Genomic DNA, 26,929 nt, shown 5'->3' with positions numbered 1-26,929 from the left:
GTCCCGGTCATGACCCGGGTGGACGTCAGCTCTTGGTACGGAACTTGTGGATCGCGATCGGCGCCATGACCACGGTGAGTCCTGCCGTCCAGGCGAGGGTCACCCACAGGCTGTGCGTGACCGGGCCGCCCACCATCAGGCCGCGCGTGGTGTCCGCGAGCGAGGACAGCGGGTTGTAGTCGGTGAAGGCGCGCAGCCAGCCCGGCATGGTCCCGGTCGGCGAGAAGATCGACGAACCGAACTGCAGGGGCATCAGGACGAGGAAGCCCATCGCCTGTACCGACTGCGCGTTCTTCATCGTCACGCCGAGGACCAGGAAGATCCACATCAGGGCCGAGCCGAAGAGGACGGAGAGTCCCACCGAGGCGAACAGGCCCGGCCAGTTGGTGATGTCGAAGCCGACCAGTACGCCGACGACCAGGAGGATCGTCGTGGCGACGAGCATCCGCATCAGCTCCACCACGATCTTGGCGAAGAGCACGGAGCCCTGGCCGATCGGCAGGGTGCGGAAGCGGTCCATGACACCGGTCTGGAAGTCCTGGTTGAAGCCGGTGCCGACGGCCGTCGCGATGTTCATGGCCGTCATCGCCATCAGACCGGGCACGACGTACTGCACGTACCTGTCCTGGCCGCCGCCGAGCGACTGCCCGATGGAGCCGCCGAAGACGTACACGAACAGCAGGGTGAAGACGACCGGCATCAGGACGGCGTCGAACATCGACTCCGGGTCCTGGCGGATCCACAGCAGGTTGCGGCGGACGAGGGCGCCGATGTGGCGCGCGTGGGCCCGGGGCGAGATACGCGGGTCGCCCTGGGCGGCGAGGGGGGCTTCGGCGACGGCGGTGCTCATGCGGAGACCTCCTCGTAGGCGGGGGCGGCGGCGGGGGCCGGGTCCTGCGGGGCACTGGCCTTGTGGCCGGTGAGGGACAGGAACACCTCGTCCAGACTGGGCAGTTCGGTGGAGATGGAGGCGATCGTGATGCCGCGCGCGCTGACCGCGCCGACCACGGCGGTGAGCTGTTCGTCGCTGAGGATGGGCACCACCACGGTGCCGGTCTCGATGTCCACGGCCGAGGAGGCGAGACCGGTGAGGCCCAGCTCGTCGAAGAGGGCGGCCAGCGGGCGCAGTTCCAGCGGGTCCAGCGGGCGGATGCGCAGCGTACGGCCGCCGACCCGTGCCTTCAGGTCGTCGATCCGGCCGTTCGCGATGACCTTGCCGCGGTCGATGACCGTGAGCTCGGAGGCCAGCTGTTCGGCCTCCTCCATGTACTGGGTGGTGAGCAGTACGGTCGCGCCGTCGGCCACCATGCGCTTGACCTCCTTCCACACCTCGTTGCGGGTGCGCGGGTCGAGCCCGGTGGTCGGCTCGTCCAGATACAGGACGGACGGGTGGCCGATCATGGAGGCGGCGAGGTCGAGACGGCGGCGCATACCGCCGGAGTACGTCGACGCGGGGCGCTTGGCGGCGTCGGTGAGGGAGAAGCGCTCCAGGAGCTCGTCGGAGCGCCTGCGGGCCTCCTTGCGGGGCAGGTCGAGCAGCCGCCCGATCATGTAGAGGTTCTCCCAGCCGGGGAGCTTCTCGTCGACCGAGGCGTACTGGCCGGTGAGGCCTATCACCCGGCGCAGCTGGCGGGGCTGGGTGAGCACGTCGTAGCCGGCCACCGTCGCCAGGCCGGAGTCGGGCTTGACCAGGGTGGACAGGATGCGGACGAGGGTGGTCTTGCCGGCGCCGTTGGGACCGAGCACGCCGAGGACGGTGCCTTCGTGGACGTCCAGGTCCACGCCGTCCAGTGCCTTGGTCTCGCCGTAGTGCTTGACCAGTCCCCGCACGGTGACGGCGCTGCGGGCGCCGCTGCCGGGGTTCTTGTCGATTCGCGTCATGCCCTCAAGATGTCAGTGCCCACCGACAAACCGCCTACAGGGTGCCTACAGCGTCCGGCGGTCACCGACAGGCCGCCGACGGAGGCCGTCGGCGGGCGGTGCGCGCACCGCGGTCCGGGAACGGCGACAGCCCGCCGACGGGGGAAGTTCGGCGGGCTGTCTTCGTGCCGCAATGGCTCGGTGGGGCCTGGTGACGTCAGTGGACGGAGTGCTCCTCCAGCGGGAACGTTCCACCCACGACGTCGTCGGCGAACGCGCGGGCCGCGTCGCCCATGACCGCGCGCAGATCGGCGTACTGCTTCACGAACTTCGGCACCTTGCCACCGGTGAGACCGAGCATGTCGGTCCACACCAGGACCTGCGCGTCCGTCTCCGGTCCGGCGCCGATGCCGACGGTCGGGATGTGCAGGGTGCGGGTCACCTCGGCGGCGAGTTCGGCCGGGACCAGTTCGAGGACGACGGCGAACGCGCCCGCGTCCTGGACCGCCTTGGCGTCGCGCAGCAGCTGCTGGGCGGCTTCCTCGCCGCGGCCCTGGACGCGGTAGCCCATGGAGTTCACGGACTGCGGGGTGAGGCCGATGTGCGCCATGACGGGGATGCCGGACTCGACGAGCAGCTCGATCTGGCGGTGCGAGCGCTCGCCGCCCTCCAGCTTCACCGCGCCGACCCCGGCCTCCTTGACGAGCCGGGTGGCGGAGCGCAGGGCCTGGACCGGACCCTCCTGGTACGAGCCGAAGGGCAGGTCGCCGACGATCAGGGCGCGGCTGGTGCCGCGGACGACCGCGGCGGACAGCATCGTCATCTCGTCGAGGGTGACGGGCACGGTCGTCTCGTAGCCGAGGTGGCAGTTGCCGGCCGAGTCGCCGACGAGCATCACCGGGATGCCGGCCTCGTCGAAGACGGACGCGGTCATCGCGTCGTAGGCGGTGAGCATGGGCCACTTCTCGCCGCGCTCCTTGGCCGCGGTGATGTCGCGGACCGTGATGCGGCGGGTGCTCTTGCCTCCGTACAGCGCCCTGGCGCTGTCGGTGGTGGCCCGCGCACCGTCCGCGGGCTGCTTCGGGGCAGCCGAGAGCTGCGTCATCGCAACGGCTCCTTCTGTCATCTCGAGGCGCCCTGACGGCGTCCCCGGACCCCCTCCATGGTGGCACCTCGTGCCACCGGGGGCCAGACCGGGTCGAGCGACACGCGTCTCATCCTCCGCCTCCGGGATCCGCCTTTCCGTGGATTCGTCCACCCGGCCCGGCGCTCCGGGGCCGGTTCCGGGGCGCCGGGGAGTTCAGCCGTTCGGGTCGGGCCCGCGCCGGGCCGGCCGCCATCGCCGGCCCGGCGTACGGGGCGGTCCGGCCCTGTACGCCGGGGCCGGCACGTGGGGCCCGGATGGCCCGTACGGCCCATCCGTCCCATTGGTCCGGGTCGCTTGGTAAGGCCTCCGTAAAGGATTTACGATACGATACGGTTCCGTATCGAATTTCGTTAGGCTCCCGCCCATGACAACTCCCGCTGCCCCCGCCGAACGGCGTGTGCCCGAAGCGGTGCACCGGCGCCGCTGGGCCATTCTCGGCGTGCTCATGCTCAGCCTGTTGATCGTGGTGCTGGACAACTCGATCCTCAACGTCGCGATCAAGACGATCTCCACCCCGGCGCCCACCGGACTCGGCGCCACGCAGAGCGAGCTCGAATGGGCCATCAACGCCTACACGCTCGTCTTCGCCGGACTGCTCTTCACCGCGGGCCTCCTCGGCGACCGGCTCGGCCGCAAGAAGGTCCTGCTCGCGGGTCTGGCCGTCTTCGGAGTGGGCTCGGCGCTGGCGGCGGAGTCGGGCTCGCCCGTCCAGCTCATCGTCTTCCGCGCCGTCATGGGCTTCGGCGCCGCCTTCGTGATGCCCGCCACCCTCGCCGTGCTCATGAACGTCTTCGAGCGCGAGGAGCAGCCCAAGGCCATCGGCATCTGGGCCGGCGGCGTCGGTCTCGCCATCGCCATCGGCCCGATCACCGGAGGTGTGCTGCTCGCCCACTTCTGGTGGGGCTCGGTCTTCCTGATCAACGTGCCGATCGTGGTCCTCGCGCTCGGCCTGATGTTCTGGCTGGTCCCGGACTCCCGCGACCCGAACCCCGGCCGCGTCGACCTGGTCGGTGTCGTCCTGTCCGTCATCGGGCTCGTGCTGCTCGTCTACGGCATCATCAAGGGGGGCCAGCTGGCCTCCTTCACCGACGCGACGGTCCTCGCCACCATCGGGGCCGGAGTCGCCGTCCTCGTCGCCTTCGTCGTCTACGAGAAGCGCAGCGACCACCCCTCCATCGACGTCTCGTACTTCAAGAACAAGGTCTTCTCGGCCGCCATCGCCGCCATCGCGCTCGTCTTCTTCGCGCTGATGGGCGTGACCTTCTTCTCCGTCTTCTACACCCAGAGCGTGCGCGGCTACTCGCCGCTGAAGACCGGCGTGCTGATGCTGCCGCTCGCCGCCGCCCAGCTCATCTTCGCGCCGCGCGCCCGCCTCGTCGTCGACCGCATCGGCAACCGCGCCACCTGCACGGGAGGCCTGCTGCTGCTCGCCGCGATGCTCGGCGCGTTCGCGACGCTGAAGGCGGACACCCCGATCTGGCTCCTCGAGGTCATCTTCTTCCTGATGGGCACCGGTATGGCGCACATCATGACCCCGACGAGCGTCGTCATAATGCAGGCGCTGCCGCGCGAGAAGGCCGGCTCCGCCTCCGCCCTGAGCAACGTCTTCCGCCAGGTGGGCGGCGCCCTCGGCATCGCGGTCCTCGGTTCGGTCCTCTCCTCGGCCTACCGCAACGGCATCGAGGGCAAGCTCTCCCTGCTCCCGCCCGGCCTGCGCCACACCGCGGGCGAGTCCATCGAGGCCACCCTCGGTGTCGCGGCCAAGCTCGGCCCCAGGGGCGACGCCCTCGTCACCCCGGCCAACGACGCCTTCCTGCACGCCATGCACGTGACCGCCCTGTGCGGCGCGGGGGTCGCGATCGTGGGCGCGGTCATCGTGGCCGTGTTCCTGCCGGGCCGTCCGCCCACCCGGCAACAGGACGAGGACCGGACGGAGTTGGTGACCGCGGAGCACTGACGGGAGTACGCGGCGGGGGCACCCCTTGCACCGGCACCGGGTGCCCCACGGGCCGTACACGCCGTAGACCGGGAAGAACCACCAGGACAGGACGAAGGAACGGAGCGACACGTGAGCCTCGCGGACAGCCGGGCCAGGAACGAGGGTTCCCCGCGGGGGCGCCCCCGCAGCGAGGCCGCCGAACGCTCCATCATCGAAGGCGCGATGAAGCTCCTCGAGGACGGTGTCCCGCTCGCGGACATCTCCATCGAACGTCTGGCCCGCACCGCGGGCGTCGGCAAGGCGACCATCTACCGCCGCTGGAGCGGCAAGGACGAACTCTTCGTCGACGTCATGCGAGCGGCCGAACCCCCGGACGCCGAACTCCCGGGCACCTCGATGCGCGACGATCTGATCGCCCTTCTGGAACCGCTGCGCCAGCGGGGACTGGCCAGCCGGTCGTCCGCGCTCCTGCACAACGTCTACGCCCAGATAAAGACCAGCCCGAAGATCTGGGCGGCCTACCAGGCCACCGTCATCGAACCGCGGCGCCGGACCACCTTCGAAGTCCTGCGCCGCGGACAGCGCGACGGCGAACTCCGTGACGACGTGGACATAGAGGTCATCAACGACCTCTTCGTCGGACCCATGCTGGTGCGCGCCGTGATGCGCCCGGAGGCAGAACTCCCCGAGGACCTCGCGGAGCAGATCGTCGACGCGGTGCTCATGGGCCTCCGCCCGCCCGGACGTTAGCCCATCTGTTCGACATCGGTTCACCCGGGCGAAGGGTGGGTCGAATGTGCGCGTTTCGTCACAGAGGGCGCGCTCCGCCCCCGATTCGGAACTCCGGAACCCGAGTTGTTCGTCCTCGTGCCCGTACGGCCGTCATGGGACGGCAGGAACGGCACCGATCATCCCCTAGGGTCGTAACCGCGGGGCTGACGGTGTGCACGGCAGGTTGTGAGGCGACGGTATGGCGCAGGCGTATATGACGGAGACGGGCAGCGGCGGCTCGGGGCCCGAGCGCCGAGGACCCCGGCTTCGGCGCCTGCTGGACAGATGGCGCGGCGACCGCGGCATCTGGCGCCGCGGCCTGATCCTCGCCGCGCTCGCGCTGCTCCTCGCGCTCGTGATGCTGCTGCACGCGCAGATCCCGAACCGGATCGGCAACCTCGGCAGTCTCACCGAGACGTTCCTGCCGTGGCTGGGCCTGTTCGTCCCGGTCCTGCTGGCCCTCGCGCTGGTACGGAGGTCCGCGAGCGCCCTGATCGCCGTGCTGCTCCCCGCGGTCGTCTGGCTGAACCTCTTCGGCGGCCTGCTCGTCGACAGGACCGGCAGCGGCGGCGACCTCACCGTCGCCACGCACAACGTCAACGCGGAGAACCCCGACCCGTCCGGCACCGCACACGACGTGGCCGCCTCCGGCGCCGACGTGCTGGCCCTGGAGGAGCTGACGGCCACGGCGGTCCCGGCGTACGAGAAGGCGCTGGCCGCCACGTACAAGTACCACTCCGTGCAGGGCACCGTCGGACTGTGGAGCAAGTACCCGCTGACCAGGGCCCGGCCGGTGGACATCAAGCTGGGCTGGACGCGGGCGATGCGGGCGACGGTGGCCACGCCGGACGGCGGCGTCGCCGTCTACGTCGCCCACCTGCCCTCGGTCCGGGTGAAGCTGGAGGCCGGGTTCACCGCCCGCCAGCGCGACCGCAGCGCCGACGCGCTGGGCGAGGCGATCGCCGACGAGCCGATGAAGCGGATCGTCCTGCTCGGCGACCTCAACGGCACGATGAACGACCGCTCCCTCAACGGCGTCACCTCGCAGATGCGCTCCACCCAGGGCGCGGCGGGCAGCGGCTTCGGGTTCAGCTGGCCGGCGTCGTTCCCGATGGCCCGGATCGACCAGATCATGGTCAAGGGCGTCGAGCCGGTGACCTCCTGGACGCTGCCCGAGACCACCAGCGACCATCTTCCGATCGCCGCCCGTGTGAAGGTCGCGGCAACCGGGTCTTAACCTGCTGGAATACTGGGCCTGACAGAGTTTGTTCCATAGCTGAACTTACGAAGCCCGTGCACACCGGTGTGCACGGGCGCCTCCGTGCGCGCCGAACGGCCCCGGCTCCGGCCGACCCGGTCCGTCCTCCCCGCCCGCCGGCCCGTCGGCTCACCCCCGCGAGGCCCCCGCCCCGCCCCTCCGCTCCTTCGAAAGGCCCCTTCATGCCCCTGGCCCTGCTCGCCCTCGCCGTGGGCGCCTTCGGCATCGGCACCACCGAGTTCGTGATGATGGGCCTGCTGCCCGACGTCGCGGACGACCTCCACATATCCATCCCCACCGCGGGACACCTGGTCTCGGCGTACGCGCTCGGCGTGGTGGTCGGCGCTCCGCTGCTCGCGGCCGCCACCGCCCGGATGTCCCGCCGCAAGGTCCTGATCGGCCTCATGGTCCTCTTCGTCGCGGGCAACGCGCTCTCCGCCCTCGCCCCCGACCAGCACTGGCTGCTCGCCGCGCGCTTCCTCAGCGGTCTGCCGCACGGTGCCTTCTTCGGCGTCGGCGCCGTCGTCGCCACCGGCCTCGTCGCGCCCGAGCGCAAGGCGCGCTCCGTCTCGCTGATGTTCCTCGGGCTGACCGTCGCGAACATCGCGGGCGTGCCGGTGGCCACGTTCATCGGCCAGCACTTCGGCTGGCGGGCCACCTTCCTCGGGGTCAGCGTGATCGGCCTGGCGGCGATCGCCTCGCTGGCGCTGCTCATCCCGCACGACCACACCCACGCGGCCACCGGCGGCCTGCGCGGCGAACTGGCGGCCCTGCGGTCCCTCCCCGTCTGGCTGGCCCTGGGGACGACGGTGGCCGGCTTCGGCGCGCTGTTCTCCGCGTACAGCTACGTCACGCCGATGCTCACCGGGTCCGCCGGGTACGCCGAGTCCAGCGTCACGCTGCTGCTCGCGCTGTTCGGCGTCGGCGCGACGGTGGGCAACCTGGTGGGCGGACGGCTGGCGGACCACTCCCTGCGCGGCACGCTCTTCGGCGGCCTCGCCTCCATGGTCGCGGTGCTCGCCCTCTTCCCCCTGCTGATGTCGGCGCAGTGGAGTGCCGCTCTCGCCGTCACCCTGCTCGGCACGGCCGCCTTCGTCACCGGCTCGCCGCTCCAGCTGATGGTCATGGAGAAGGCCTCCGCGGCCCCGTCGCTGGCGTCGTCCGCGAACCAGGCCGCGTTCAACCTCGCGAACGCCGGGGGCGCGTGGATCGGGGGGCTCGCGCTGGCCGCCGGGTTCGGCGCCACCTCCCCGGCGCTCGCCGGAGCCGTCCTCGCCGTGCTGGGCCTGGCCGTCGCCGGGACGGCGTACACGGTCGACCGCCGTCACGGGGCCGCCCCGGCGGTCACCCACGGCCGGCTGGTCGCCGCTCACGTCCCCGACCGGCCGGAGGCCCTGCGCCGCTGAACGGTCAGTCCCGCGTCTCCGGCGGGTCGAAGCGGGCCAGGTCACGCAGCCAGGTGCGGGCCGAACCGTCGGACGGCGCGCGCCAGTCGCCGCGCGGCGAGAGCGAACCGCCCGCCGAGACCTTCGGCCCGTTCGGCATCGCCGAGCGCTTGAACTGCGCGAACCCGAAGAAGCGGCGGCAGAACACCTCCAGCCAGCGCCGGATCTCCGGCAGGTCGTACGCGACCCGCTCGGCCTCGGGGAAGCCGGGCGGCCAGGCGCCCGCGTCCGGGTCGTGCCACGCGTGCCAGGCGAGGAAGGCGATCTTCGACGGCCTGAACCCGTAGCGCAGCACGTGGAAGAGCGTGAAGTCGTGCAGCGCGTACGGGCCGATCTTCGACTCGGTCGACTGCATCTCCTCGCCCGGGACCAGCTCCGGACTGATCTCCGTGTCGAGGATCGCGGCGAGCGTCCGGCCGGTCTCCTCGCCGAACTGGCCGGTGCCGATGACCCAGCGGATCAGATGCTGGATCAGCGTCTTCGGGACACCCGAGTTGACGTTGTAGTGGCTCATCTGGTCGCCCACGCCGTACGTGGACCAGCCGAGCGCCAGCTCCGACAGGTCACCGGTCCCGAGCACGATGCCGCCGCGCTGGTTGGCGAGCCGGAACAGGTAGTCGGTGCGCAGTCCGGCCTGCACGTTCTCGAAGGTGACGTCGTACACGGGCTCGCCGGACGCGAAGGGATGCTCCATCTCCTCCAGCATCAGCCGGGCGGTCGGCGTGATGTCCAGCTCGGCCGCCGTGACGCCGAGGGAGCGCATCAGCTCGTGCGCGTTGCCCTTGGTGTGGTCGCTGGTGGCGAAGCCGGGCAGGGTGAAGGCGAGGATGTCGCTGCGCGGGCGGCCCGCCCGGTCCATCGCGCGGGCCGCGACGATCAGCGCGTGCGTGGAGTCGAGCCCTCCGGACACCCCGATGACGACCTTCGGGCCACCGATCGCCGCGAGCCGCTGCTGGAGCCCCGCGACCTGGATGTTGTACGCCTCGTAGCAGTCCAGGGCCAGCCGGTCGGGGTCCGCGGGCACGAACGGGAAGCGCTCGACGCGACGCCGCAGGCCCAGGTCGCCGGCCGGCGGGTCGAGCCGGAACGACACCGTGCGGAAATCGGCGGTGCGGGGCGTGTGGGTGCGCCGGTTGTCGTCGAAGCTGCCGGTCCGCAGCCGCTCCTGCCGCAGCAGGTCGAGGTCGACGTCCGCCACGGCGAACTGGTCGTCGAGCGGGAAGCGTTCGGACTCGGCCAGCAGCGCCCCGTTCTCGTAGATCATGGTCTGTCCGTCCCAGGACAGGTCGGTGGTCGACTCGCCCAGGCCGGCCGCCGCGTAGACGTACGCGGCGATGCAGCGCGACGACGCCGAGCGGCACATCAGCTTGCGGTCCTCGGCCCGGCCGACGGTGATCGGGCTGCCGGAGAGGTTGGCGAGGACGGTGGCGCCCGCCAGGGCCGCCTCGGCGCTCGGGGGCACCGGCACCCACATGTCCTCGCAGATCTCCGTGTGCAGCACCAGGCCCGGGACGTCGTCCGCGGCGAACAGCAGGTCCACACCGAACGGCACGGACTCCCCGTCGACCCGGATCGTGCCACCGCGCTCGTCGTCGCCCGCCGCGATCTGCCGACGCTCGTAGAACTCCCGGTAGTTGGGCGGGTACGACTTGGGCACGACACCGAGGACCCGGCCGCGGTGCACGATCACCGCGCAGTTGTAGACCCGGTTGCGGTGGCGCAGCGGGGCGCCCACGACCAGGACCGGCAGGAGTTCCGCCGACCCCGCCACCACGGTCCGGAGCGCCTCCTCGACCTGGTCGAGCAGCGCGTCCTGGAGCAGCAGGTCCTCGATCGAGTAGCCGCACAGTCCCATCTCCGGGAAGACGGCGACGGCGACGCCCTCCCCGGCGCACCTGCGCGCCTGGCGCAGGACCGCTTCGGCGTTGGCGGGCGGGTCCGCGATGACGGTGTGGCCCGTACAGGCGGCGACGCGTGCGAAGCCGTGCTGATAGAGCGACCGGAAGTTCAGAGAAGGCACCCGCCCAGTGTAATCGTCAGAGCGACACAATGGGGTGTGGGGCGCCCCACGCGCGGACGCCCATGGCGAAGGGCCGGGCCCACCCCGCGCGAGCGGAGTGGGCCCGGCCCCTCAGGCCAGAGCCGCGATCGGGCTCAGTGGCGGCGGTACGACTCGACGTAGCCGGGGGCGGGCGAGCCCACTCCGGTGACGTCGTCGTAGCCGCGTACGGCCGACAGCGAGCTGTCCTTGCCGAGGCTGCGCACGGAGATCAGCAGACCCCCGGACGCGTCGAACGAGTTGGCGAAGTCCACACGCGCCACGGCGAGTCCGGAACCCTTGGGGTTGTCCGTGACGTCGTGGTACGCCTTGGAGCCGTACTTCGCGTAGATCGACGGGTTGGCGAAACCGATCGCCTTGCCGCCGCGCGCCTCCTGGGCCAGGGCCTGGACGGCCGCGATCACCGGCGCGGCGAGCGAGGTGCCGCCGATCCGGTACTCGCTGTACTGCTGCGACCCGTCCGGGAAGGTCTGCGTCTGGCCGACGCGGAAACCGGTGTTGGGGTCGGCGATCGCCGCGATGTCCGGGACGGTGCGCATGGCCGTGGTGCCGTTGGCCTTGGCGAGCGCGCCCGGTACGACGCCCTTCTGGTAGAAGGGCTGCGCCACGGTCTTGCTGGTGCCGCCGCCCGCGCCCGAGGTGAACGCGCCCGGGAAGCCGGTCCAGCTCTTGCCGTCGGCCGACAGGGTGGCCTTCTCAGTTCCCCAGCCGGTCTCGAACTGGTACTTGTCGTTCTTGCCGACCGCCAGCGAGGTGCCGCCGACCGCCGTCACCCACGCCGAGTTGGCCGGGGTGTCGACCTGCTTCGTACCGGTGTTGGCGACCTCGTCGCCGTTGTCGCCGGAGGAGAAGTAGAAGCCGATGCCCTCGACCGCGCCGAACTGGAAGACCTGGTCGTAGGCGGCGGCCAGGTCCGGGGTCTGGTTGGCCTCGATGTCGCCCCACGAGTTGGAGACGATGTCGGCCAGGTGCCCGTCGACGATCTTGCTGAGCGAGTCGAGCAGGTCGTCGTCGTAGCAGGAGGCGGCGCCCACGTACGTGATGTCCGCCCCGGGCGCCACCGCGTGCACGGCCTCGACGTCGAGGGTCTCCTCGCCGTACCAGCCGGCCGCGCCGCACTCCTCGGTCTTCGTGTAGGTGCCGGGCAGCACCTGACGCAGCTGACTGGTGGAGTACTTCGCGTCGCCGTGCTTCTTGGCGTACGAAGCCGCGTCGAACGCGATGGTCGGCGAGGCGTACGCGTCGGTGATGGCGACACGGACGCCCTTGCCGGTGCGCTTGCCCGCGCCGTAGGCGGCGCGCAGCTGCTTACCGGTGTATCCCTGCACCGCGTACGGGATCTTCTTGCCGTACGCGTCCGGCAGCGTGCTCGCCGTGTTCGAGCCGTAGTACGAGGAGAACGGCCCGGCGTTGCGGAACACCGCGTCCGGAGGCGGCAGGGTGTCGTTGTGCGTCGCCTTGTGCGGGGCGTTGTCCAGGCCGGTGACGGTCAGGACGGCACCGTTCAGGGCGGCCGGGACGGAGGCCGACCCGGCCGGAGCCCGGTAGGTCTTCTTGCCCTTGGTGTAGTTGTGCAGCTGGGTGCCGAACGCCTTCTCGGCGGCGGCGACGTCACCGGTGACGGAGACGTAGTGCTGCGTGCTGCCGGTGACCTTCAGGCCGGCCGACTTCAGCCACGAGGTCACCTCGGCGACCTGTGCCTTGGTGGCGCCGAAGCGGGCCTGCGTCTGCTCGGCGGACAGGTACTTCCCGTACGAGGCAGACGCCGGGTCGGCGACGGCCTTGGCATACGCGGCAAGGCCGGCGGCGTCCCGGCCCGCGAAGTAGACCCGGGCGGAGACCTGGGAGCTGTCGGACGTGGCCCCCTTGTCCGCCTTCGGCGTGGCCCACGCGGGCTTGGTGCCCGCGAGGGTGTGCCGGCTCGGGCCGGTCGCGGCGTGGGCCGCGGGTATGCCGAGCGCCAGTGCGCCGGCGAGCAGCGGCAACGTCGCTGCCATGCTCACTCCGGCGCGTACTGCAGCGCGATTGGATCTCATAAAACCCCCTGCGATGCGGTTCGTCGCATGTGCGGTCGTCCGTGATGTGCGAGACCGTGCGCCGAACAGAGGGCACACGGAATGGATCACGCTGGGGTCACTCTGGCGATGAACCGTTCATGCCAGGGGAATGAGAAGGCCAAGGAAACGCCAAGTGGACGTGATTGAAGGTCATTTGGGATGGTTTGGAGAGGGCCCCTCCCAAGGTCATAGGGATATCCCTCGACTTCGTGTGAAGGGGTTCCCCGTCTCCGGGCGCGGCCCCGGGGCGTGTTGGGAGAGTCCCGCCCCGCCCCGGCACGCCCGGGCCGCCCTCCGGGCGGACGACGGGACTTCCGTGACCCGTCCTAGTCGCGTGCCTTCGCGCCGCGCGCCTTCAGCAGGTCGGCCATCAGCTTGATCTCGGACTGCTGCGCGTCGACCATGCCCTGCGCGAGCTTCTTCTCCACGCCGACCGTGCACTTCTGCACACAGCCCTCGGCCATGTGGATGCCGCCCTTGTGATGGTCGGTCATCAGTTGCAGGTAGAGGATCTCGGCCTGCTTGCCCTTCAGGGTGTTCAGCTTCTTCAGCTCGGTGTTGGTCGCCATGCCCGGCATCAGCGCGCCGTCCTTGCCGGACGCCATGTCGCCCATGCCCATCCAGGTCATGGGCGGGTCCGCGGACACCTTCGGCAGCTCCCACAGGTCGAGCCAGCCGAGCAGCATGCCGCGCTGGTTGGCCTGCGTCTGCGCGATGTCGTACGCGAGCCGCCGCACCTCCTCGTCGCCCGTGCGGTCGCGCACGAGGTACGACATCTCGACGGCCTGCTGGTGGTGGACCGCCATGTCCCGCGCGAAGCCCGCGTCCGCGGAGTCCGCGGCGGGCGTCCTGCTCCCCGGCTCGTCGCTCTCGGCGACCGCGTACGTGATGGCCCCGGCGGCGACCAGCGCCGCCGCCGTGGTGCCCGCGATCCAGCCCGCCTGCCGCATCTGGCTCACTGCGACAGGCCGTTGGTGCACGCGGCGCCCGGTTCGGGCGTCTGCTTGCCCTGCACGAACTCGGAGAAGAACGTGTTGACGGCCGGGTCGCTCGCGCTCGTCACCGTGCGCTGCTTGCCCCAGGCGCTGAGCATGATCGGGTCCTTCTGGTCCTCGACGGGGCTCATCAGGGTGTACGGGGTCTTCTTGACCTTCTCCGAGAGCGCCTTCACGTCGGCGTCCGAGGCCTTGCCGTTGTACGTCACCCACACCGCTCCGTGCTCCAGCGAGTGCACGGCGTTCATGTTGTTGACCGGCTTGGCGTAGACGTCGCCGTTGCAGTTCATCCACACCTGGTTGTGGTCACCGCCGACCGGGGGCTCCATCGGGTACTTCACGGTCTTGGTGACGTGGTTGCGGGACAGCTTCCCCGACCACGTCCGCACGCCGTCCTTGCCCGCGACGAAGTGCCCGGAGCCGCCGCCCTTGGAGTCGCTCGCCGAGGTGTCGCTCTTGTCGGACTGCGACCTGACCAGGACGACACCGCCGACCACGAGACCGACGACGACGACCGCGCTGGCCGTGATCGTGAGGATCCGGGTGCGACGCTCCCGGGAACGCTCGGCCTTGCGCATCTCTTCTATGCGCGCCTTGCGCTGCGCGGAGGTGGTGTTCTTGGCGGAACCCATGGCGAGTCCTTATGGGGATGGGACGGTCGGGTCCGCTGATCGTAATGGGGCGGGGGCGCCCCACAGGCGGTAGGGGCGCAGAATGTCCGAAGGTGCGCGCTCCTGGACTACGCCACGGGCGATTCCGTACGCCCCGCCCGGATAATTTGAACCTGGGATGCGCATTATCTACGCTGGTGGTATGAGGCTGTTGCGCTCCACCGACCTGGCCCTGCGGGTGCTGATGCGGCTCGCCGTCGCGGGGGACTCGACGCCCACGACCCGGGAGGTCGCGGCGGACATGGACGTCCCCTACACGCATGCCGCCAAGGTCGTCGCCGAGCTCCAGCACCTCGGGCTGCTCGATGCCCGCCGGGGCCGGGGCGGCGGCCTCACGCTCACCGAGGCGGGCCGTACGGCCTCGGTCGGGGCCGTCGTCCGGACCTTCGAGGGGGACGGTGACGTCGTCGACTGCGAGGGCGCCGCGCCCTGCCCACTGCACTCCGCGTGCCGGCTGCGGGGCGCGTTGCGGCGGGCCCAGGAGGCGTTCTTCGCCTCGCTGGACCCGCTGACGGTAGGGGACATGGTCGCGGCACCGACCGGCCCGCTGCTGCTGGGGATCTCCAGCCGCCCCTGAGGGCCGCGTCCGCTCGCCGGTCCTTTCCGGCGCCTGCCGGTCCCTTCCTGCCTTGTCTTCTCCGGGACCCTGCCTCGTCCTTTCCGGGACGGGGCCGGCGGCCCCGTCCCGCGCTCCGTTCAGTCCTGTGCGAGCCAGAGGTCGGGCCCGAACACCTCGTAGTGGATGTCGGCGGCGGCCACACCCTTGCCGAGGAGCTGGGCGCGCACCGCCCGCATGAACGGCAGCGGGCCGCACAGGTACGCCCGGGTGCCCGGCGCGACCGGCACCGAGGAGAGGTCCGCGCGGCCGGGCCGGCCGGCTCCCGCCGCCTCGGCGTCCCGCTCGTACCAGAAGTGGACCGCCGCGTCGGCGAGCTTCGCGGCGTACGCCTCGTGGTCGGCGCGCAGTGCGTGGTCGGCGGGGGAGCGGTCGGCGTGCACGATCGTGACGGGGGCGCGGTGTCCGGTGAGCGCGAGCTGTTCCAGCATGGCGATCATCGGGGTGACGCCGATACCCGCGGAGGCCAGCAGTACGGGGGCGTCGGTGTCGTCGAGCACCAGATCGCCGTACGGGGCGGAGACCTCCAGGCGGGCGCCGACTCGCACCTGGGTGTGCAGGTGGTTCGAGACCTCGCCGTCGGGGCTCCCCGCGTCGCGCACCCGTTTGACGCCGATCCGCCGGTCCGGCGAGCCCGGGGCACCGGCGAGGCTGTACTGGCGTATCTGGCGGGCGCCGTCCGGCAGCGTCACGCGGACCGAGACGTACTGGCCCGCCCGGAAGTCCGGCAGCGGTCCGCCGTCGGCCGGGCGCATCCGGAAGGTGGCGACATCGGCGGTCTCCTCGTCGCGGCCGACGACCTCCCAGGTCCGCCAGCCGGAGGAGCCGTCCGCGTGCTGGGCGTACAGCCGCTTCTCCAGGGCGATCAGCGCGTTCGCCATCAGCCAGTAGACCTCGTCCCAGGCGGCCGCGACCTCGGGGGTGACCGCGTCGCCGAGGACCTCGCCGATGGCCGCGAAGAGGTGCTGGTGCACGATCGCGTACTGCTCGGGAGCGATTCCCAGCGAGGCGTGCTTGTGCGCGATACGGCTCAGCATCACGTCTGGGCGCTCGTCCGGCCGCTCGACGAGCCGGCGGGCGAAGGCGGCGATCGACCCCGCCAGCGCCTGACGCTGGCTGCCGGAAGCCTGGTTGCCGCGGTTGAAGAGATCGCGCAGCAGCTCCGGGTGGGCGGCGAACAGCCGCTCGTAGAAGCGGTCGGCGATCTCGCCGATGGCCGCGCCGACCGCGGGGAGGGTGGCGCGCACGGTGACGGTGGACTGCTCGGACAGCATCGGAACTCCTCGAGGCCATGACGGAAGCGGAGGGCCGCGGTCGCGGCTCCCTCGTACGTACGGCACGGTAGTAAAACTTGCATCTGAGATGCAAATTAAAGTTCGCGCAGCGGGAGCGGGGACACCGGGCATTACAAGGAGGCGGGTGAGCAGGCAGTATGGGCAGCGGAGGGGACACCTTCCGTATGCGAGGCGTTCACGCCGTGGTCGGCGGGCCGATCATGGTCGGCAACGCGCACGAAATGGTGTTGTGGTGGGATGCTCAGGTGCCCCGACCGTCTTCGAGGCGTGGGAGCAGGCAGCCTGACCAGCAAGGATGGGTGGAAGCGGAAGATGGACAAGCAGCAGGAGTTCGTGCTCCGGACACTGGAGGAGCGGGACATCCGGTTCGTACGGCTGTGGTTCACGGACGTGCTGGGCTTCCTCAAGTCGGTGGCCGTCGCCCCGGCCGAACTGGAACAGGCCTTCGATGAGGGCATCGGCTTCGACGGCTCGGCGATCGAGGGCTTCGCCCGCGTCTACGAGTCCGACATGATCGCCAAGCCCGATCCGTCGACGTTCCAGGTGTTGCCGTGGCGCGCGGAGGCCCCCGGCACGGCGCGCATGTTCTGCGACATCCTCATGCCGGACGGCTCCCCGTCGTTCGCCGACCCGCGCTACGTCCTCAAGCGCGCCCTCGCGAAGACCTCCGACCTGGGCTTCACCTTCTACACCCACCCGGAGATCGAGTTCTTCCTGCTCAAGGACCGCCCGCTGGACGGCTCCCGCCCCACCCCCGCCGACAACTCCGGCTACTTCGACCACACCCCCCAGAACGTGGGCATGGACTTCCGCCGCCAGGCGATCACCATGCTGGAGTCGATGGGCATCTCGGTCGAGTTCTCCCACCACGAGGGCGCGCCCGGCCAGCAGGAGATCGACCTCCGCTACGCCGACGCCCTCTCCACGGCGGACAACATCATGACCTTCCGCCTGGTCATGAAGCAGGTGGCGCTGGAGCAGGGCGTGCAGGCGACCTTCATGCCCAAGCCCTTCTCCGAGCACCCCGGCTCCGGCATGCACACCCACCTCTCGCTCTTCGAGGGCGACCGCAACGCCTTCTACGAGTCCGGCTCGGAGTACCAGCTCTCCAAGGTCGGCCGCTCCTTCATCGCGGGCCTGCTCAAGCACGCCGCGGAGATCTCGGCGGTCACCAACCAGTGGGTCAACTCCTACAAGCGCATCTGGGGCGGCTCGGAGCGCACCGCGGGCGCCGGCGGCGAGGCCCCCTCGTACATCTGCTGGGGCCACAACAACCGCTCCGCCCTCGTCCGCGTCCCGATGTACAAGCCCGGCAAGACCGGCTCGGCGCGGGTCGAGGTCCGCTCCATCGACTCGGGCGCGAACCCGTACCTGGCGTACGCGCTGCTCCTGGCCGCGGGCCTGAAGGGCATCGAGGAGGGCTACGAACTCCCGCCGGGCGCCGACGACGACGTCTGGGCCCTCACCGACGCGGAGCGCCGCGCGATGGGCATCGAGCCCCTGCCCCAGAACCTCGGCGAGGCCCTCGCCCTCATGCAGCGCAGCGAACTGGTCGCCGAGACCCTGGGTGAACACGTCTTCGACTTCTTCCTGCGCAACAAGAAGTCGGAGTGGGAGGAGTACCGGTCGGAGGTCACGGCCTTCGAGCTGCGGAAGAACCTGCCGGTGCTGTAGAGGCAGGTCAGCGGCACTTTTCGCGATGCGGCACGCGGGGCCGGCGGTCGATGACCACCGGCCCCGCGGCCGTCCTCAGTGCCCTTGGGCCGTCTGTGGGCCGTCCGTCCCGGGAGCGCGGCCCCCGTGCATGCTGTCCACGGCCTTCCGGTCGCGGCCATCGCTGCTCGGTAGCAGGCGTGTACACCCGGAGCGCGAAGTCCGGGTCTGTATGGCTCAGGTAGGTGCTCTCAGTGCCTTTTACGGGTCGATCACGACCGCCTCTGGTCGAATATGACAAAAGGTGCCTGAGCGTCACGGGCTGGTGTGAAGATGGCTCTCCACAGCTCGGGGGAATTCATGACGTATGCGCCTCAGCCGCCTTTGCCGCCTCGGCCGCCTCAGTCGCCTCGGCCCGCGCGAAGGCTTTCCGAAAATTGGTCTGCGGTCGCCGCGATGGTGAGCGCTGCGACGGCCGTGCTCACCTTTCTTGTCGGCTTTATCGGCCTGCCGGCGATTGGTGTCGAGTCACCCACCGGGGGCGCTGTAACCACCACTGCCACTGCAACAGCAACCGTTACGGCCGCAGCCGTAAATCCGGGACCGGCGGCAGACTCGCCCGGGAGTGGTCAATCCTCGCCACCTGCCTCTTCCTCTGCCGCTGCGACTGAGCAAGCTGATGTCCGCTGGTCCGGGCCTCTTGTCGTTGAAGGAGGAAACGGGTTCGACCTCGACACGCTTCCTCCGACGGGGATGGCCAGCGGTGCTGACTTCTGGGCAGGCGTTACGGCAGACCGTACGGGGGCCGCTTTTTCGGTCTCCAAATTTCTCTTGCTTCCCAAGGGTGCTGACGAAAACAAACCCGGCGACTGCGGAACGCGAGTGGAAACCGAGGGGGAGAGCAATATGGACGTCCCGCTCGGGCGTTCGGTATGCATGAAGACAAGCGAAGGGAGTGATGCGATTCTGACCGTCTCAAAACTCAATCCTGACAAGGGGATCGTGTACTTGAGTGTCAGTGTTTGGGAGAAGTCGGAAGAGAGACTGCTCCCGTAGGTCGCCCGTGCCGGCTTCCGGCCCACGGGGGATGCCCGGGCGCCCCGGTAGGTGCTCGGTGCCGGACCGGCACTCGGGACACGGCGGGGCGCCTTCGGCCGGGCGTTCAGCCCAGGTAGAAGTCCCTGCGGGCGGCGACGAACTCCTCGATCGAGCGGGCGGGGACGCCCGTGACGCGCTCGACGCCGTCGGTCGTGCGGTCGTAACGGTTGTCGCGGTGCAACCGGGCCATGGTGGCGACGTGCTGTTCGAGGTGCGGCGGCATCCCCAGCTTGGGGAGCTGGGCCTCCCACCGGTCCTGCGGCATGTCCACGTACGACACGGGACGGCCCAGCGCCCGCGAGAACTCCGCGGCCAGCTCCGTCATGGGGACCGAGCGCGGCCCGGTCAGTTCATGGACCTGCCCGATGTGCGGAGCCGGGTCGCGGAGCACGGCGGCGACGACCCGGGCGACGTCGTCCACCGCGACCGGCGAGGTGCGTCCGGTGCCGAACGGCAGCGCGATGGTGCCGTTCGCTTGGATCGACCGCGCGGCCAACGTGGTGAACAGCGGAGTGTCCAGGAACGCCGTCGGCCGGATGTGCACCACGGGCAGACCGGACCAGTTCAGCACCTGCTCCGACAGCCAGTGCAGCCGCTGCTGGTGCGACTCCTCGGTGCTGGTGGCGGTCATCTGCGACACCGTCATCTGGGACAGGCCGACCAGGGCGTCCAGTCTTCCGTACTCCTTCGCGACGGAGGCCACCACGGTCGCCGCCAGGAGGTGGTCCGGGGAGACGCGCAAGGCGAAGTACATCCGCGTCACGCCTTGCAGCGCGGCCGCCACCGTCTCGGGCCGGGTCAGGTCACCGACGACGACCTCCGCGCCGAGCGCCCGCACCTCGGCCGCGCGCTCGTCGTCGCGACGGACCATGAATCGCACCGGCACATCCTGCGCGCGCAAGTGCTCGAAGACCGCGCGGCCCACGCCGCCGGCACCGGGGATGAGGACAAGGTTGTCGGCAGTCATCAGTTGATCTCCTTCGAAGTGACGCAACATATGAGGTGAGTTGAATTGCGGTGATGCGGTGATGCGGTGATGCGGTCATGCCGTGACGTGGTGACGCGGGGAGGGGATCGATGTCGCCGGCGGCTCAGGCGGTCCGGCGCCGGGCGCCCTCGCCGGCGTCCTTGCCCGGCAGGAAGACCAGTACGACGACGGCGCCGACCAGGGCGACGGCCGCCGACCCCATCGCGGTGACGTGCATGGCATGGATGAAGGCGTCGTGCGCGGGCCGCACCAGCGCGCGGCCGGCCGGACCCAGCTTCTCGGCGACGGTCAGCGTCGCCTGGACGGATTCGCCCGCGGTGTGCCGGTCGGAGGGGGGCAGCGCGTCCAGACGGCCGTCGATGCCGTTGCGGTAGGTGGTGGACAGCAGTGACCCCAGGACGGCGATCCCCATGGCCCCGCCGACCTGCCGGAAGGTGTTGTTGACCGCGGATCCGGAGCCGGCCTTCTCCCGCGGCAGCGACGACATGATCATGACGGTGGCGGGCGGCATCACATGGGCCATCCCCGTGCCCATCAGGAAGAACAGGACCTCCAGCACCCAGATCGGGGTGTCCTGGCCGAGCAGCAGGAAGCCGGCGAAGGCCACGGCGGTCAGGACGAGCCCGCCGGCGCACACGGCCCGGGCACCGAAGCGGTCGACGACCAGCCGGGCCCGCGGCGCGAAGAACATCTGGGAGACGGCCAGCGGCACCACGAGCAGACCGGACTGCAGGACGTCGTAGCCGCGCACGCTCTGGTTGTAGAAGACGCTGAAGAACGTGACGCCCATGAGGGCGAAGAAGACCAGGCCGATGGCGGCGACGGACGCGGAGAACCGCCGGTTGCGGAAGTAGGTGACGTCGAGGGCCGGATGGTCGCTGCGCGCCTCGTACACCACGAAGCCGGCGAGGACCGCCAGGCCGCCGAGTATCGTCGCCCAGGCCTCGGGCCGGGTGAAGTCACCCAGCTGACCGCCCTTGATGATGCCGTAGACCAGCAGCGCCAGGCCGGCGATCGACAGCAGCACGCCGACCGGGTCGAGCCTGCCGGGACGGGGGTCCTTGGAGTCGGGGACGATCGCGGCCATCGCGACCACGGCGGCGATCACGATCGGCACATTGACCAGGAAGACCGAGCCCCACCAGAAGTGCTCCAGCAGGACGCCGCCGGTGATCGGTCCCGCGGCGATGGCGAAACCGACCACACCGGTCCAGATGCCGATGGCCTTGGGCTGCTCCTTGGGCTCGAAGACGTTCATGATGATCGCGAGGGTCGCGGGCAGGATGAAGGCGCCGCCGAAGCCCATCACGGCGCGGAAGGCGATGAGCTGCCCGGAGGTGTCCGACAGCGCGGACAGCACGGAGCCCGCGCCGAACACCAGCATGCCGAAGAGCAGCACCTTCTTGCGGCCGAGCCGGTCACCGAGGAGGCCCGCGGTGAAGAGCAGTCCGGCGAAGACCAGCGTGTAGGAGTTGACCGCCCATTCCAACTGGCTCTGGGTGGAGCCGAGTCCGGTGGGAGCGGGCTGGGCGATGGTCTTCATCGCCACGTTGAGGATCGAGTTGTCCAGCATCACCACCAGGAGACTGAACGAGAGCACCGTGAGGATGGCCCAGCGACGGCGGTGGACCGCCTCGGAAACGCCTGGCCGCCGGGCGGGCGGCACGGGGGACGTGGACGCGACAGGCGTGGGCTCGGTGGGGGTGGGCGGTGATGCCACGGTGGTCTCCAGTGCTGTTCGGTGACTCCGCGATCGCGGGGCGGAGGTCGGCGGCCGCGGGGGGCGGGAGGCGGCGCGAGGTGATGCTCGGCCTGCCGGGGATCCGGGCGGCGGCAAAATAGATGTCACTAGGACTCTAAACATGAGCTAGGATAGATGGCAAGTCACATCTACTGGGGAGGGTGGTCCCATGGGCCGCGTGTCCAAGGCTCAAGCGCAGGAGAACCGGCAGCGCGTCGTCGCCACCGCCTCCCGGATGTTCCGCGAGAAGGGCACCGCGGTCAGCATCGCCGACCTGATGAAGGCCGCCGGGCTCACCCACGGCGGCTTCCACAAGCAGTTCGCCTCCAAGGAGGACCTGATCGACGAGGCCATCGCGCACGCCTTCGACGAGCAGGCGGGACACTCGGCGGCGACGGTGGAGGAGCAGGCCGAGGGGTGTGCCGGCAAGGGCGTCAGCGAGGGTGCGGGCGAACACGGGGACGCGGGGGAGCACGCGGCGGCCCGCCGGACGATGATCGAGGACTACCTCTCCGTATGGCACCGCGATCACGCCGGGGACGGCTGCCCCGTCTCCGGATTCGCCGCCGACCTGGGGCGCGAGCCCGAGCAGGCCGTCGGCGTCCGCCCCCTCTACGTCAACGGCGTCCGCAACCGAGCCGCACGGCTGGCCACCGGAGACGACGACGGCCTGGCCCAGCTCTGCACCTTGGTCGGCGCCGTGGCCCTCGCCCGCGCGACCCGGGGCAACCCGATCTCCGAAGAACTGCTTGAGGCCGCGCGCGTGGCCCTCGTCGGGAGCGACCCCGGGCAGTCCGAACCGCGGGGGTACACGGACTGATCCGGCCCGGTCACGGGGGCTTCACCGACCTGCCGTGGCAGGCCCTAGTCCTGGACCGGCAGGTCCGGATGCGTGAACACGAAGATCATGTACGCGATCGCCGCCGCCGTGCCCACCGTCCCGAGCGCCAGTCCGGTCAGGGGCGGGACACGGCTGACGCCCTGACGGGAGGCGGCTCGGTATTCGATGACTCCGCGGACGGCGCCGGTGAGACCGACGGGCAGGGCGAGCGGCCACACGATCATCCACAGGGGACAGCAGAACCAGCACACGACGGAAGCTCCGCCGAGAGCGACGGCCAGACTTCCCCGTATCGGTCCGCTGCCGGTCACCTCATCCGTACGAGTCACGCGCTGATCAAAGCAGACGCGGGTCCGGGGCCCGGTCGCCGGCCGGCTCGTCCGGCTCTCCACCACCACGGCCCACCGTGCCGTCGCCGACCCGGAGGACTGGTTCCCCATCGACAGGTCACGGGGATCGAAGTCCGTGAAATCAGGATCCCGGGATCTCGCCGGGTCCGGCCCCAGGATGCTCGCGGAACTGGTCCTAGGTGTGCGGGATCGGGGATGGCGCGTCGGCGGGCAGCGTTCATCCGCCCGCGGTGTCCTCGGGCTCCCAGCGGAGCAGGTCGCCCGGCTGGCACTCGAGCACCTCGCAGAGCGCGGCGAGCGTCGCGAAGCGCACCGCCTTGGCGCGGCCGTTCTTGAGTACCGCCAGGTTGGCGGGCGTGATCCCCACGCGGTCCGCGAGGTCGCCCACGGACATCTTCCGCCTGGCCAGCATCACGTCGATGTCGACGGCGATCGGCATCAGATCACCTCGTCCAACTCGGCCTGCATCCGCGCCGCTTCGACGTCGCGGGCGACGGCCTGGGCGAGCAGCATCCGCAGCACGAGCACGATGAGCGCGACTCCGAGGACGGCGACGCCGATCCCGCCCATGATGAGGGTGACGCCCGGATCGTCCCGCTGGCCGGGCGCGTTCAGGGCGGTGACGGCGAACCACACGAGGGCGGCCGCGACGATCGCGCCGATGATGAGGTCCACGTACCGGAAGGCGGCGTGGGAGAACACGGTTCCGCCTCGCACCATCGTCACCAGTCGCCATACGCAGACCAGGGCGACCTGGACCGCCCCGATGCCCAGGATCGTGACCACGCGCAGCGGGGTCAGCGGGAGCGACCCGTCCTCCGGGTCGTTCCCGCTGATCAACGCCCACAGCATCAATGCCTGTACGAACACGGTGCCGGCGAGCACCACCACGAGCACGGCGCGCAGCGCGCGCACGGTCAGCTTTCCCATGACCCGTCCTTCCATCGAGAGGCGATGGAAATCTATCGAAACTCGATAGGTGGAGCAAGGGCTGGGCGGGAGAGAGGGCGGACGGGCGGGCGGTGGTCGTGTGGGGGTTCAGCCCGTCGGCCGGTCCACGTACGCGGGGGACACCGCCGCGGTGCTGATCCGCCGCGGCTCTCCCGTGCCGTCGGACGGGACGGTGTAGAGGTCGGCTCCGTAGTCGCCGGGGAGGGCGTAGACGAGGGTGTGGTCGTCGCGCCAGACGGCCTGGTCGTCGACGCTGCGGGGCTCGGCGACGGGGGTTTCGCGCAGGGTGCGGAGGTTCAGGACGTACAGGTGCCAGGGGGCGTCCTTCGGGAGGCCCTTCACCCGTTTCTTGTAGGCGACCCGGGTGCCGTCGGGCGAGAGCGACGGGCACTCCACGTTCGGGTGGAGGGTGGTCAGCGTGCGGGCCCGCAGGTCGCCCCGGACCAGGTACGTCGAGCCCTGCGTGGCGAGCGTCGCGTAGAACGTGCGGTCGTCGGCGGCGAAGGTGACCCCCCAGAAGTTGACGTCCGCCGCGTGGTAGGTCCTGCCGTCCTTCACGACGCGGAACGCCTCCAGGGACGGGGTCAGCCGTCCCGTGCGGGTGTCGACGATCGCCGCGCGGGTCGAGAAGTTCGTGCCCGCGTACGAGTCGCCGCCCACGAACGCCGTCCAGGCGGCGTAGCGGCCGCTGGGGGAGACGCGGGCGCGGGACGGGATGCCGGGGACGTCGTAGCGGGCCGTCACCCGGAGGCGGGAGTCGAGGATGACGGCCCGGTAGGTGTCCTGGACCGGACCGTGCCGCGACTGCAGGCAGACCCCCGTGCCCCCGGCCGCGTAGAAGCGCAGGCACTTCACCTTGGAGGCCGTTCTCGGGCCCGACGGGTCCGACGCCGGGACCGACGTCAGCTCGTCGCGGTGCGGACCCCACGCCATGTTCCGGAAGATCATGCGGCCCCGTGTGCCGAGCGCCACCTGCCCCGCGGTGATCTCCGGGCCACCCGGTACGGCACGGTCACGGCGGTCGGCGCGGGCCGAGGCGTGCAGGACGGACGCCGTGGCGACGCCCGCCAGCACGACGAGGGCCGAGACCAGCACCAGGAGACGGGTACGGAGGGTCATGCGGGGCCTTCCGAAGGGGTGGGACGCAGGGCGAGCGAGACCAGGACCCCGAGCGCGAGCAGCACGGCCGACCCGGCGAGGGCCGTACGGTCGCCCCAGGCCGTCCAGGCGGCGCCGAAGCCGAGCGAGCAGACGAAGCGGGCCAGTGCCTGACCGGTCTGGACGAGGGCCAGCCCGGACGAGCGCAGTTCCTCCGGCACGCTCTCCGAGGCCGCGGCCATCAGCACGCCGTCGGTGGCCGCGTAGAAGCCGCCGTGCAGGAGCAGGACCACGTACGGCAGCGCCGCGCCGTGCCAGGCCGAGAGCAGCAGGGCGTACACGAGCAGCAGGGCGCCGTGGCCGGCCAGGAACAGCCGTCGGCTGCCGATCCGGTCGGCGAGCCGGCCCAGCGGGACGGCCAGCAGGAGGAACGCGGCGGCCGTGCCGAGGGGGAGCAGCGCGAACCAGCGGTCCGGTACGCCGAGCCGCCGCTGGAGGAGCAGGAAGACGAAGGCGTCGCTGACCGTCGCGAGTCCCAGCAGGAGGGCGCACAGGGTGATGCGGCGTACGGCCGGGGTGGCGAGCAGGGACAGGGCCGCGCGGAGGGTGGGGGGCGCGGTCGTGCCCGCGGGGTCCTCCGGAGTCGGCGGGGCCGCCGACTCCGTCGCCTTCCTGGGGTGGGTCTCCGTCGTGTCCCTGGGCCGTGTGGGCCGCGTGCCCTCCGCGGAGCGTGTGGACCGCGTGGAGCGCGCCCCGGCCTTCGTGCGGGTGTCTCCCGGCACGAACAGCACCAGCACCAGGACTCCCACCACGGCCACGCAGAAGCTCACCGTGAACACGGCGTCGTAGCCGTCCACCGTCGCCCGCAGGATCAGGAAGGCGACCAGCGGGCCCAGCAGCGCGCCCGCCGTGTCCATGGCCCGGTGCACACCGAAGGCGCGGCCACGCGTCGCGGGCGTGCTCGACAGGGAGATCAGCGCGTCGCGCGGGGCGGTGCGCAGGCCCTTGCCGGTGCGGTCGGCGGCCAGGACGAGGCCGATCGGGGTCAGCGAGTGGGCGAGCAGGAGGAGGGGTTTGCAGGCCGCCGAGAGTCCGTAGCCGAAGCCCGCCACCCACTTGTGACGGCCGCCGCCGCGGTCGGCCAGGTGGCCCCCGACCAGCCGGACGAGCGCCGAGAAGCCGTTGTAGATGCCGTCCAGCAGGCCGAACCCCAGCGGGGACAGGCCGAGGCCCGCCACCAGGTACAGCGGGAGCACCGCGGTGACCATCTCGGACGAGACATCGGTGATGAGACTGACCGTGCCGAGCGCCAGCACCGTGGGCGCGACCGCGGCGCGGCGCCGCCCCGCCCCCCGCGCGGGGGGGGGCCGTCCGCCGTTCTCGGCGCCATTGTCAGAGAATGGGCGTTCTCCTACGCTGGGCCGACGTGTCGACGTCGTTCTGCAGGAACGGAGATGTGCATGCTCAGCAAGCGCGAAGCCGCCGAAGCCGTCCGCCAGGCGAAGGTGAGGACGGGGGTCACCTGGGCCCAACTGGCCGAAGCGGTCGGCAAGCCGCTCGCGTGGACGACGGCCGCGCTGCTGGGGCAGCACCCGATGCGCGAGGAGGAGGCGGCGACGGCCGCGGCGCTCCTCGAACTCGGCGACGACGCCGTCCTCGCCTTCCAGCTCCAGCCGACCCGAGGCGCCCTGGACGCCGCCGTGCCCGTGGACCCCACGATCTACCGGCTCTACGAGGTCGTCCAGGTCTACGGCCCGACGATCAAGGAGCTGATCCACGAGCAGTGCGGGGACGGCATCATGAGCGCGATCAACTTCCGCCTCGACGTACGGCGCGTGCCCGACCCCGAGGGCGACCGGGTCGTCGTCACCCTCGACGGGAAGTACCTCCCTTATCAGTGGTAGCGCGTACCGACATCAGTGGTGGCGCATACCGGCGGACAGCCGTGCTCCTGGTCCGTGGTGGCGCCTATCGGCGGACAGCCGCCCTCCCGCGCTCTTGTCCGTAATGGCGCGACCGTCCGGCCCGAGCACCGGCGCCGGCCGGAGGCCTCCGCCCCGCCCGGCCGGGCGGTAGGCTTCCCGGCATGCGCTCGC

Annotated in this window: 23 protein-coding genes; 8 read left to right on the top strand and 15 right to left on the bottom strand. The window is 70.8% G+C overall.

Going from position 1 to position 26,929, the window contains the following annotated elements:
• Positions 1-25: 25 nt before the first annotated feature.
• From ACFV2J_RS03525 to panB, 3 genes are all read right to left on the bottom strand, one after another.
• Positions 26-850: an ABC transporter permease gene (locus ACFV2J_RS03525; protein ID WP_385083544.1), complete on the bottom strand. Its 825-nt coding sequence runs from the start codon at positions 848-850 to the stop codon at positions 26-28.
• Entirely contained in the window at positions 847-1,881 is a 1,035-nt protein-coding gene (locus ACFV2J_RS03520) for an ATP-binding cassette domain-containing protein (RefSeq protein WP_385083543.1), read from the bottom strand. The genes ACFV2J_RS03525 and ACFV2J_RS03520 overlap by 4 nt, the downstream gene beginning before the upstream one ends.
• Before the next feature lie 196 nt (positions 1,882-2,077).
• Positions 2,078-2,965: a 3-methyl-2-oxobutanoate hydroxymethyltransferase gene (gene panB, locus ACFV2J_RS03515; protein WP_385083542.1), complete on the bottom strand. Its 888-nt coding sequence runs from the start codon at positions 2,963-2,965 to the stop codon at positions 2,078-2,080.
• Positions 2,966-3,371: 406 nt separating this feature from the next.
• Here panB and ACFV2J_RS03510 point away from each other — a divergent pair, with 406 nt between their 5' ends.
• From ACFV2J_RS03510 to ACFV2J_RS03495, 4 genes are all read left to right on the top strand, one after another.
• Positions 3,372-4,964: an MFS transporter gene (locus ACFV2J_RS03510; protein ID WP_385083541.1), complete on the top strand. Its 1,593-nt coding sequence runs from the start codon at positions 3,372-3,374 to the stop codon at positions 4,962-4,964.
• Positions 4,965-5,075: 111 nt separating this feature from the next.
• Positions 5,076-5,696, top strand: coding sequence for a TetR/AcrR family transcriptional regulator (locus ACFV2J_RS03505; protein WP_385083540.1), 621 nt, complete (start codon positions 5,076-5,078; stop codon positions 5,694-5,696).
• 220 nt (positions 5,697-5,916) lie between these two features.
• On the top strand, positions 5,917-6,954 hold the full coding sequence (locus ACFV2J_RS03500) for an endonuclease/exonuclease/phosphatase family protein (protein ID WP_385083539.1): 1,038 nt from the start codon (positions 5,917-5,919) through the stop codon (positions 6,952-6,954).
• Positions 6,955-7,157: 203 nt separating this feature from the next.
• Complete coding sequence (locus tag ACFV2J_RS03495) at positions 7,158-8,381, top strand: MFS transporter (RefSeq protein WP_385083538.1); 1,224 nt, start codon at positions 7,158-7,160, stop codon at positions 8,379-8,381.
• Positions 8,382-8,385: 4 nt separating this feature from the next.
• On the opposite strand, the gene ACFV2J_RS03490 is transcribed toward ACFV2J_RS03495, so the two are convergent.
• The 4 genes from ACFV2J_RS03490 to ACFV2J_RS03475 all read right to left on the bottom strand — a co-directional run bounded on the left by ACFV2J_RS03490 (position 8,386) and on the right by ACFV2J_RS03475 (position 14,163).
• Positions 8,386-10,431: an NAD(+) synthase gene (locus ACFV2J_RS03490; protein ID WP_385083562.1), complete on the bottom strand. Its 2,046-nt coding sequence runs from the start codon at positions 10,429-10,431 to the stop codon at positions 8,386-8,388.
• Positions 10,432-10,574: 143 nt separating this feature from the next.
• Positions 10,575-12,515 carry a protease pro-enzyme activation domain-containing protein gene (locus tag ACFV2J_RS03485; protein ID WP_385085725.1) on the bottom strand — a complete coding sequence of 647 codons (1,941 nt, stop codon included), beginning with the start codon at positions 12,513-12,515 and terminating at the stop codon, positions 10,575-10,577.
• A gap of 347 nt (positions 12,516-12,862) precedes the next feature.
• Positions 12,863-13,486, bottom strand: a complete 624-nt coding sequence (locus ACFV2J_RS03480) for a DUF305 domain-containing protein (RefSeq protein WP_385085727.1) — start codon at positions 13,484-13,486, stop codon at positions 12,863-12,865.
• Positions 13,487-13,491: 5 nt separating this feature from the next.
• Positions 13,492-14,163, bottom strand: a complete 672-nt coding sequence (locus ACFV2J_RS03475; protein WP_385085723.1) for a DUF3105 domain-containing protein — start codon at positions 14,161-14,163, stop codon at positions 13,492-13,494.
• Positions 14,164-14,344: 181 nt separating this feature from the next.
• Here ACFV2J_RS03475 and ACFV2J_RS03470 point away from each other — a divergent pair, with 181 nt between their 5' ends.
• A complete protein-coding gene (locus ACFV2J_RS03470) occupies positions 14,345-14,779 on the top strand; it encodes an RrF2 family transcriptional regulator (protein ID WP_385085721.1) in 435 nt (144 codons plus the stop codon).
• Between the two features lie 119 nt (positions 14,780-14,898).
• Here the strand turns inward: ACFV2J_RS03470 and ACFV2J_RS03465 are convergent, their stop codons facing one another.
• Entirely contained in the window at positions 14,899-16,092 is a 1,194-nt protein-coding gene (locus tag ACFV2J_RS03465; protein WP_385085719.1) for a globin domain-containing protein, read from the bottom strand.
• Between the two features lie 333 nt (positions 16,093-16,425).
• Here ACFV2J_RS03465 and glnA point away from each other — a divergent pair, with 333 nt between their 5' ends.
• Positions 16,426-17,787, top strand: a complete 1,362-nt coding sequence (gene glnA / locus ACFV2J_RS03460; protein WP_385085717.1) for a type I glutamate--ammonia ligase — start codon at positions 16,426-16,428, stop codon at positions 17,785-17,787.
• Between the two features lie 1,141 nt (positions 17,788-18,928).
• Here glnA and ACFV2J_RS03455 read toward each other — a convergent pair.
• Both ACFV2J_RS03455 and ACFV2J_RS03450 read right to left on the bottom strand, forming a co-directional pair.
• Positions 18,929-19,831, bottom strand: a complete 903-nt coding sequence (locus ACFV2J_RS03455) for an NAD(P)H-binding protein (RefSeq protein ID WP_385085716.1) — start codon at positions 19,829-19,831, stop codon at positions 18,929-18,931.
• A gap of 124 nt (positions 19,832-19,955) precedes the next feature.
• Complete coding sequence (locus ACFV2J_RS03450) at positions 19,956-21,452, bottom strand: MFS transporter (protein ID WP_385085714.1); 1,497 nt, start codon at positions 21,450-21,452, stop codon at positions 19,956-19,958.
• A 310-nt stretch (positions 21,453-21,762) separates the two neighbouring features.
• Between ACFV2J_RS03450 and ACFV2J_RS03445 the strand changes: the two genes are divergently transcribed.
• Positions 21,763-22,413, top strand: coding sequence for a TetR family transcriptional regulator (locus tag ACFV2J_RS03445; protein WP_385085712.1), 651 nt, complete (start codon positions 21,763-21,765; stop codon positions 22,411-22,413).
• A gap of 44 nt (positions 22,414-22,457) precedes the next feature.
• On the opposite strand, the gene ACFV2J_RS03440 is transcribed toward ACFV2J_RS03445, so the two are convergent.
• From ACFV2J_RS03440 to ACFV2J_RS03420, 5 genes are all read right to left on the bottom strand, one after another.
• The gene (locus tag ACFV2J_RS03440) at positions 22,458-22,763 is read right to left on the bottom strand and encodes a hypothetical protein (RefSeq protein WP_385085710.1); all 306 of its coding nucleotides are present in this window, start codon (positions 22,761-22,763) and stop codon (positions 22,458-22,460) included.
• Between the two features lie 238 nt (positions 22,764-23,001).
• Positions 23,002-23,223: a helix-turn-helix domain-containing protein gene (locus ACFV2J_RS03435; RefSeq protein ID WP_385085708.1), complete on the bottom strand. Its 222-nt coding sequence runs from the start codon at positions 23,221-23,223 to the stop codon at positions 23,002-23,004.
• Positions 23,223-23,714 (bottom strand): DUF2975 domain-containing protein, encoded by a 492-nt coding sequence (locus ACFV2J_RS03430; protein WP_385085706.1) that lies wholly within the window; start codon positions 23,712-23,714, stop codon positions 23,223-23,225. Before ACFV2J_RS03430 ends, ACFV2J_RS03435 begins: the two co-directional genes overlap by 1 nt.
• A 108-nt stretch (positions 23,715-23,822) precedes the next feature.
• Positions 23,823-24,854 carry a TolB family protein gene (locus ACFV2J_RS03425; RefSeq protein ID WP_385085704.1) on the bottom strand — a complete coding sequence of 344 codons (1,032 nt, stop codon included), beginning with the start codon at positions 24,852-24,854 and terminating at the stop codon, positions 23,823-23,825.
• On the bottom strand, positions 24,851-26,101 hold the full coding sequence (locus ACFV2J_RS03420) for an MFS transporter (RefSeq protein WP_385437187.1): 1,251 nt from the start codon (positions 26,099-26,101) through the stop codon (positions 24,851-24,853). The genes ACFV2J_RS03425 and ACFV2J_RS03420 overlap by 4 nt, the downstream gene beginning before the upstream one ends.
• 192 nt (positions 26,102-26,293) lie before the next feature.
• Between ACFV2J_RS03420 and cynS the strand changes: the two genes are divergently transcribed.
• Positions 26,294-26,737 (top strand): cyanase, encoded by a 444-nt coding sequence (gene cynS / locus ACFV2J_RS03415; protein ID WP_385437158.1) that lies wholly within the window; start codon positions 26,294-26,296, stop codon positions 26,735-26,737.
• Positions 26,738-26,929: the final 192 nt, after the last annotated feature.

It is taken from the genome of Streptomyces sp. NPDC059668 (assembly GCF_042734135.1).
Lineage (GTDB): Bacteria > Actinomycetota > Actinomycetes > Streptomycetales > Streptomycetaceae > Streptomyces.
Note: the sequence above shows the minus strand (reverse complement) of the source record. Positions and strands in the feature narration are given on the sequence as shown.

Excerpts from the sequence above, each read along its gene's own strand:
- ACFV2J_RS03525 (WP_385083544.1), bottom strand. The coding sequence starts at position 850 with ATGAGCACCGCCGTCGCCGAAGCCCCCCTCGCCGCCCAGGGCGACCCG.
- ACFV2J_RS03520 (WP_385083543.1), bottom strand. The coding sequence starts at position 1,881 with ATGACGCGAATCGACAAGAACCCCGGCAGCGGCGCCCGCAGCGCCGTC.
- panB (WP_385083542.1), bottom strand. The coding sequence starts at position 2,965 with ATGACGCAGCTCTCGGCTGCCCCGAAGCAGCCCGCGGACGGTGCGCGG.
- ACFV2J_RS03510 (WP_385083541.1), top strand. The coding sequence starts at position 3,372 with ATGACAACTCCCGCTGCCCCCGCCGAACGGCGTGTGCCCGAAGCGGTG.
- ACFV2J_RS03500 (WP_385083539.1), top strand. The coding sequence starts at position 5,917 with ATGGCGCAGGCGTATATGACGGAGACGGGCAGCGGCGGCTCGGGGCCC.
- ACFV2J_RS03495 (WP_385083538.1), top strand. The coding sequence starts at position 7,158 with ATGCCCCTGGCCCTGCTCGCCCTCGCCGTGGGCGCCTTCGGCATCGGC.
- ACFV2J_RS03485 (WP_385085725.1), bottom strand. The coding sequence starts at position 12,515 with ATGAGATCCAATCGCGCTGCAGTACGCGCCGGAGTGAGCATGGCAGCG.
- ACFV2J_RS03480 (WP_385085727.1), bottom strand. The coding sequence starts at position 13,486 with ATGCGGCAGGCGGGCTGGATCGCGGGCACCACGGCGGCGGCGCTGGTC.
- ACFV2J_RS03475 (WP_385085723.1), bottom strand. The coding sequence starts at position 14,163 with ATGGGTTCCGCCAAGAACACCACCTCCGCGCAGCGCAAGGCGCGCATA.
- ACFV2J_RS03470 (WP_385085721.1), top strand. The coding sequence starts at position 14,345 with ATGAGGCTGTTGCGCTCCACCGACCTGGCCCTGCGGGTGCTGATGCGG.
- ACFV2J_RS03465 (WP_385085719.1), bottom strand. The coding sequence starts at position 16,092 with ATGCTGTCCGAGCAGTCCACCGTCACCGTGCGCGCCACCCTCCCCGCG.
- glnA (WP_385085717.1), top strand. The coding sequence starts at position 16,426 with ATGGACAAGCAGCAGGAGTTCGTGCTCCGGACACTGGAGGAGCGGGAC.
- ACFV2J_RS03455 (WP_385085716.1), bottom strand. The coding sequence starts at position 19,831 with ATGACTGCCGACAACCTTGTCCTCATCCCCGGTGCCGGCGGCGTGGGC.
- ACFV2J_RS03445 (WP_385085712.1), top strand. The coding sequence starts at position 21,763 with ATGGGCCGCGTGTCCAAGGCTCAAGCGCAGGAGAACCGGCAGCGCGTC.
- ACFV2J_RS03435 (WP_385085708.1), bottom strand. The coding sequence starts at position 23,223 with ATGCCGATCGCCGTCGACATCGACGTGATGCTGGCCAGGCGGAAGATG.
- ACFV2J_RS03430 (WP_385085706.1), bottom strand. The coding sequence starts at position 23,714 with ATGGGAAAGCTGACCGTGCGCGCGCTGCGCGCCGTGCTCGTGGTGGTG.
- ACFV2J_RS03425 (WP_385085704.1), bottom strand. The coding sequence starts at position 24,854 with ATGACCCTCCGTACCCGTCTCCTGGTGCTGGTCTCGGCCCTCGTCGTG.
- ACFV2J_RS03420 (WP_385437187.1), bottom strand. The coding sequence starts at position 26,101 with ATGGTCACCGCGGTGCTCCCGCTGTACCTGGTGGCGGGCCTCGGCCTG.
- cynS (WP_385437158.1), top strand. The coding sequence starts at position 26,294 with ATGCTCAGCAAGCGCGAAGCCGCCGAAGCCGTCCGCCAGGCGAAGGTG.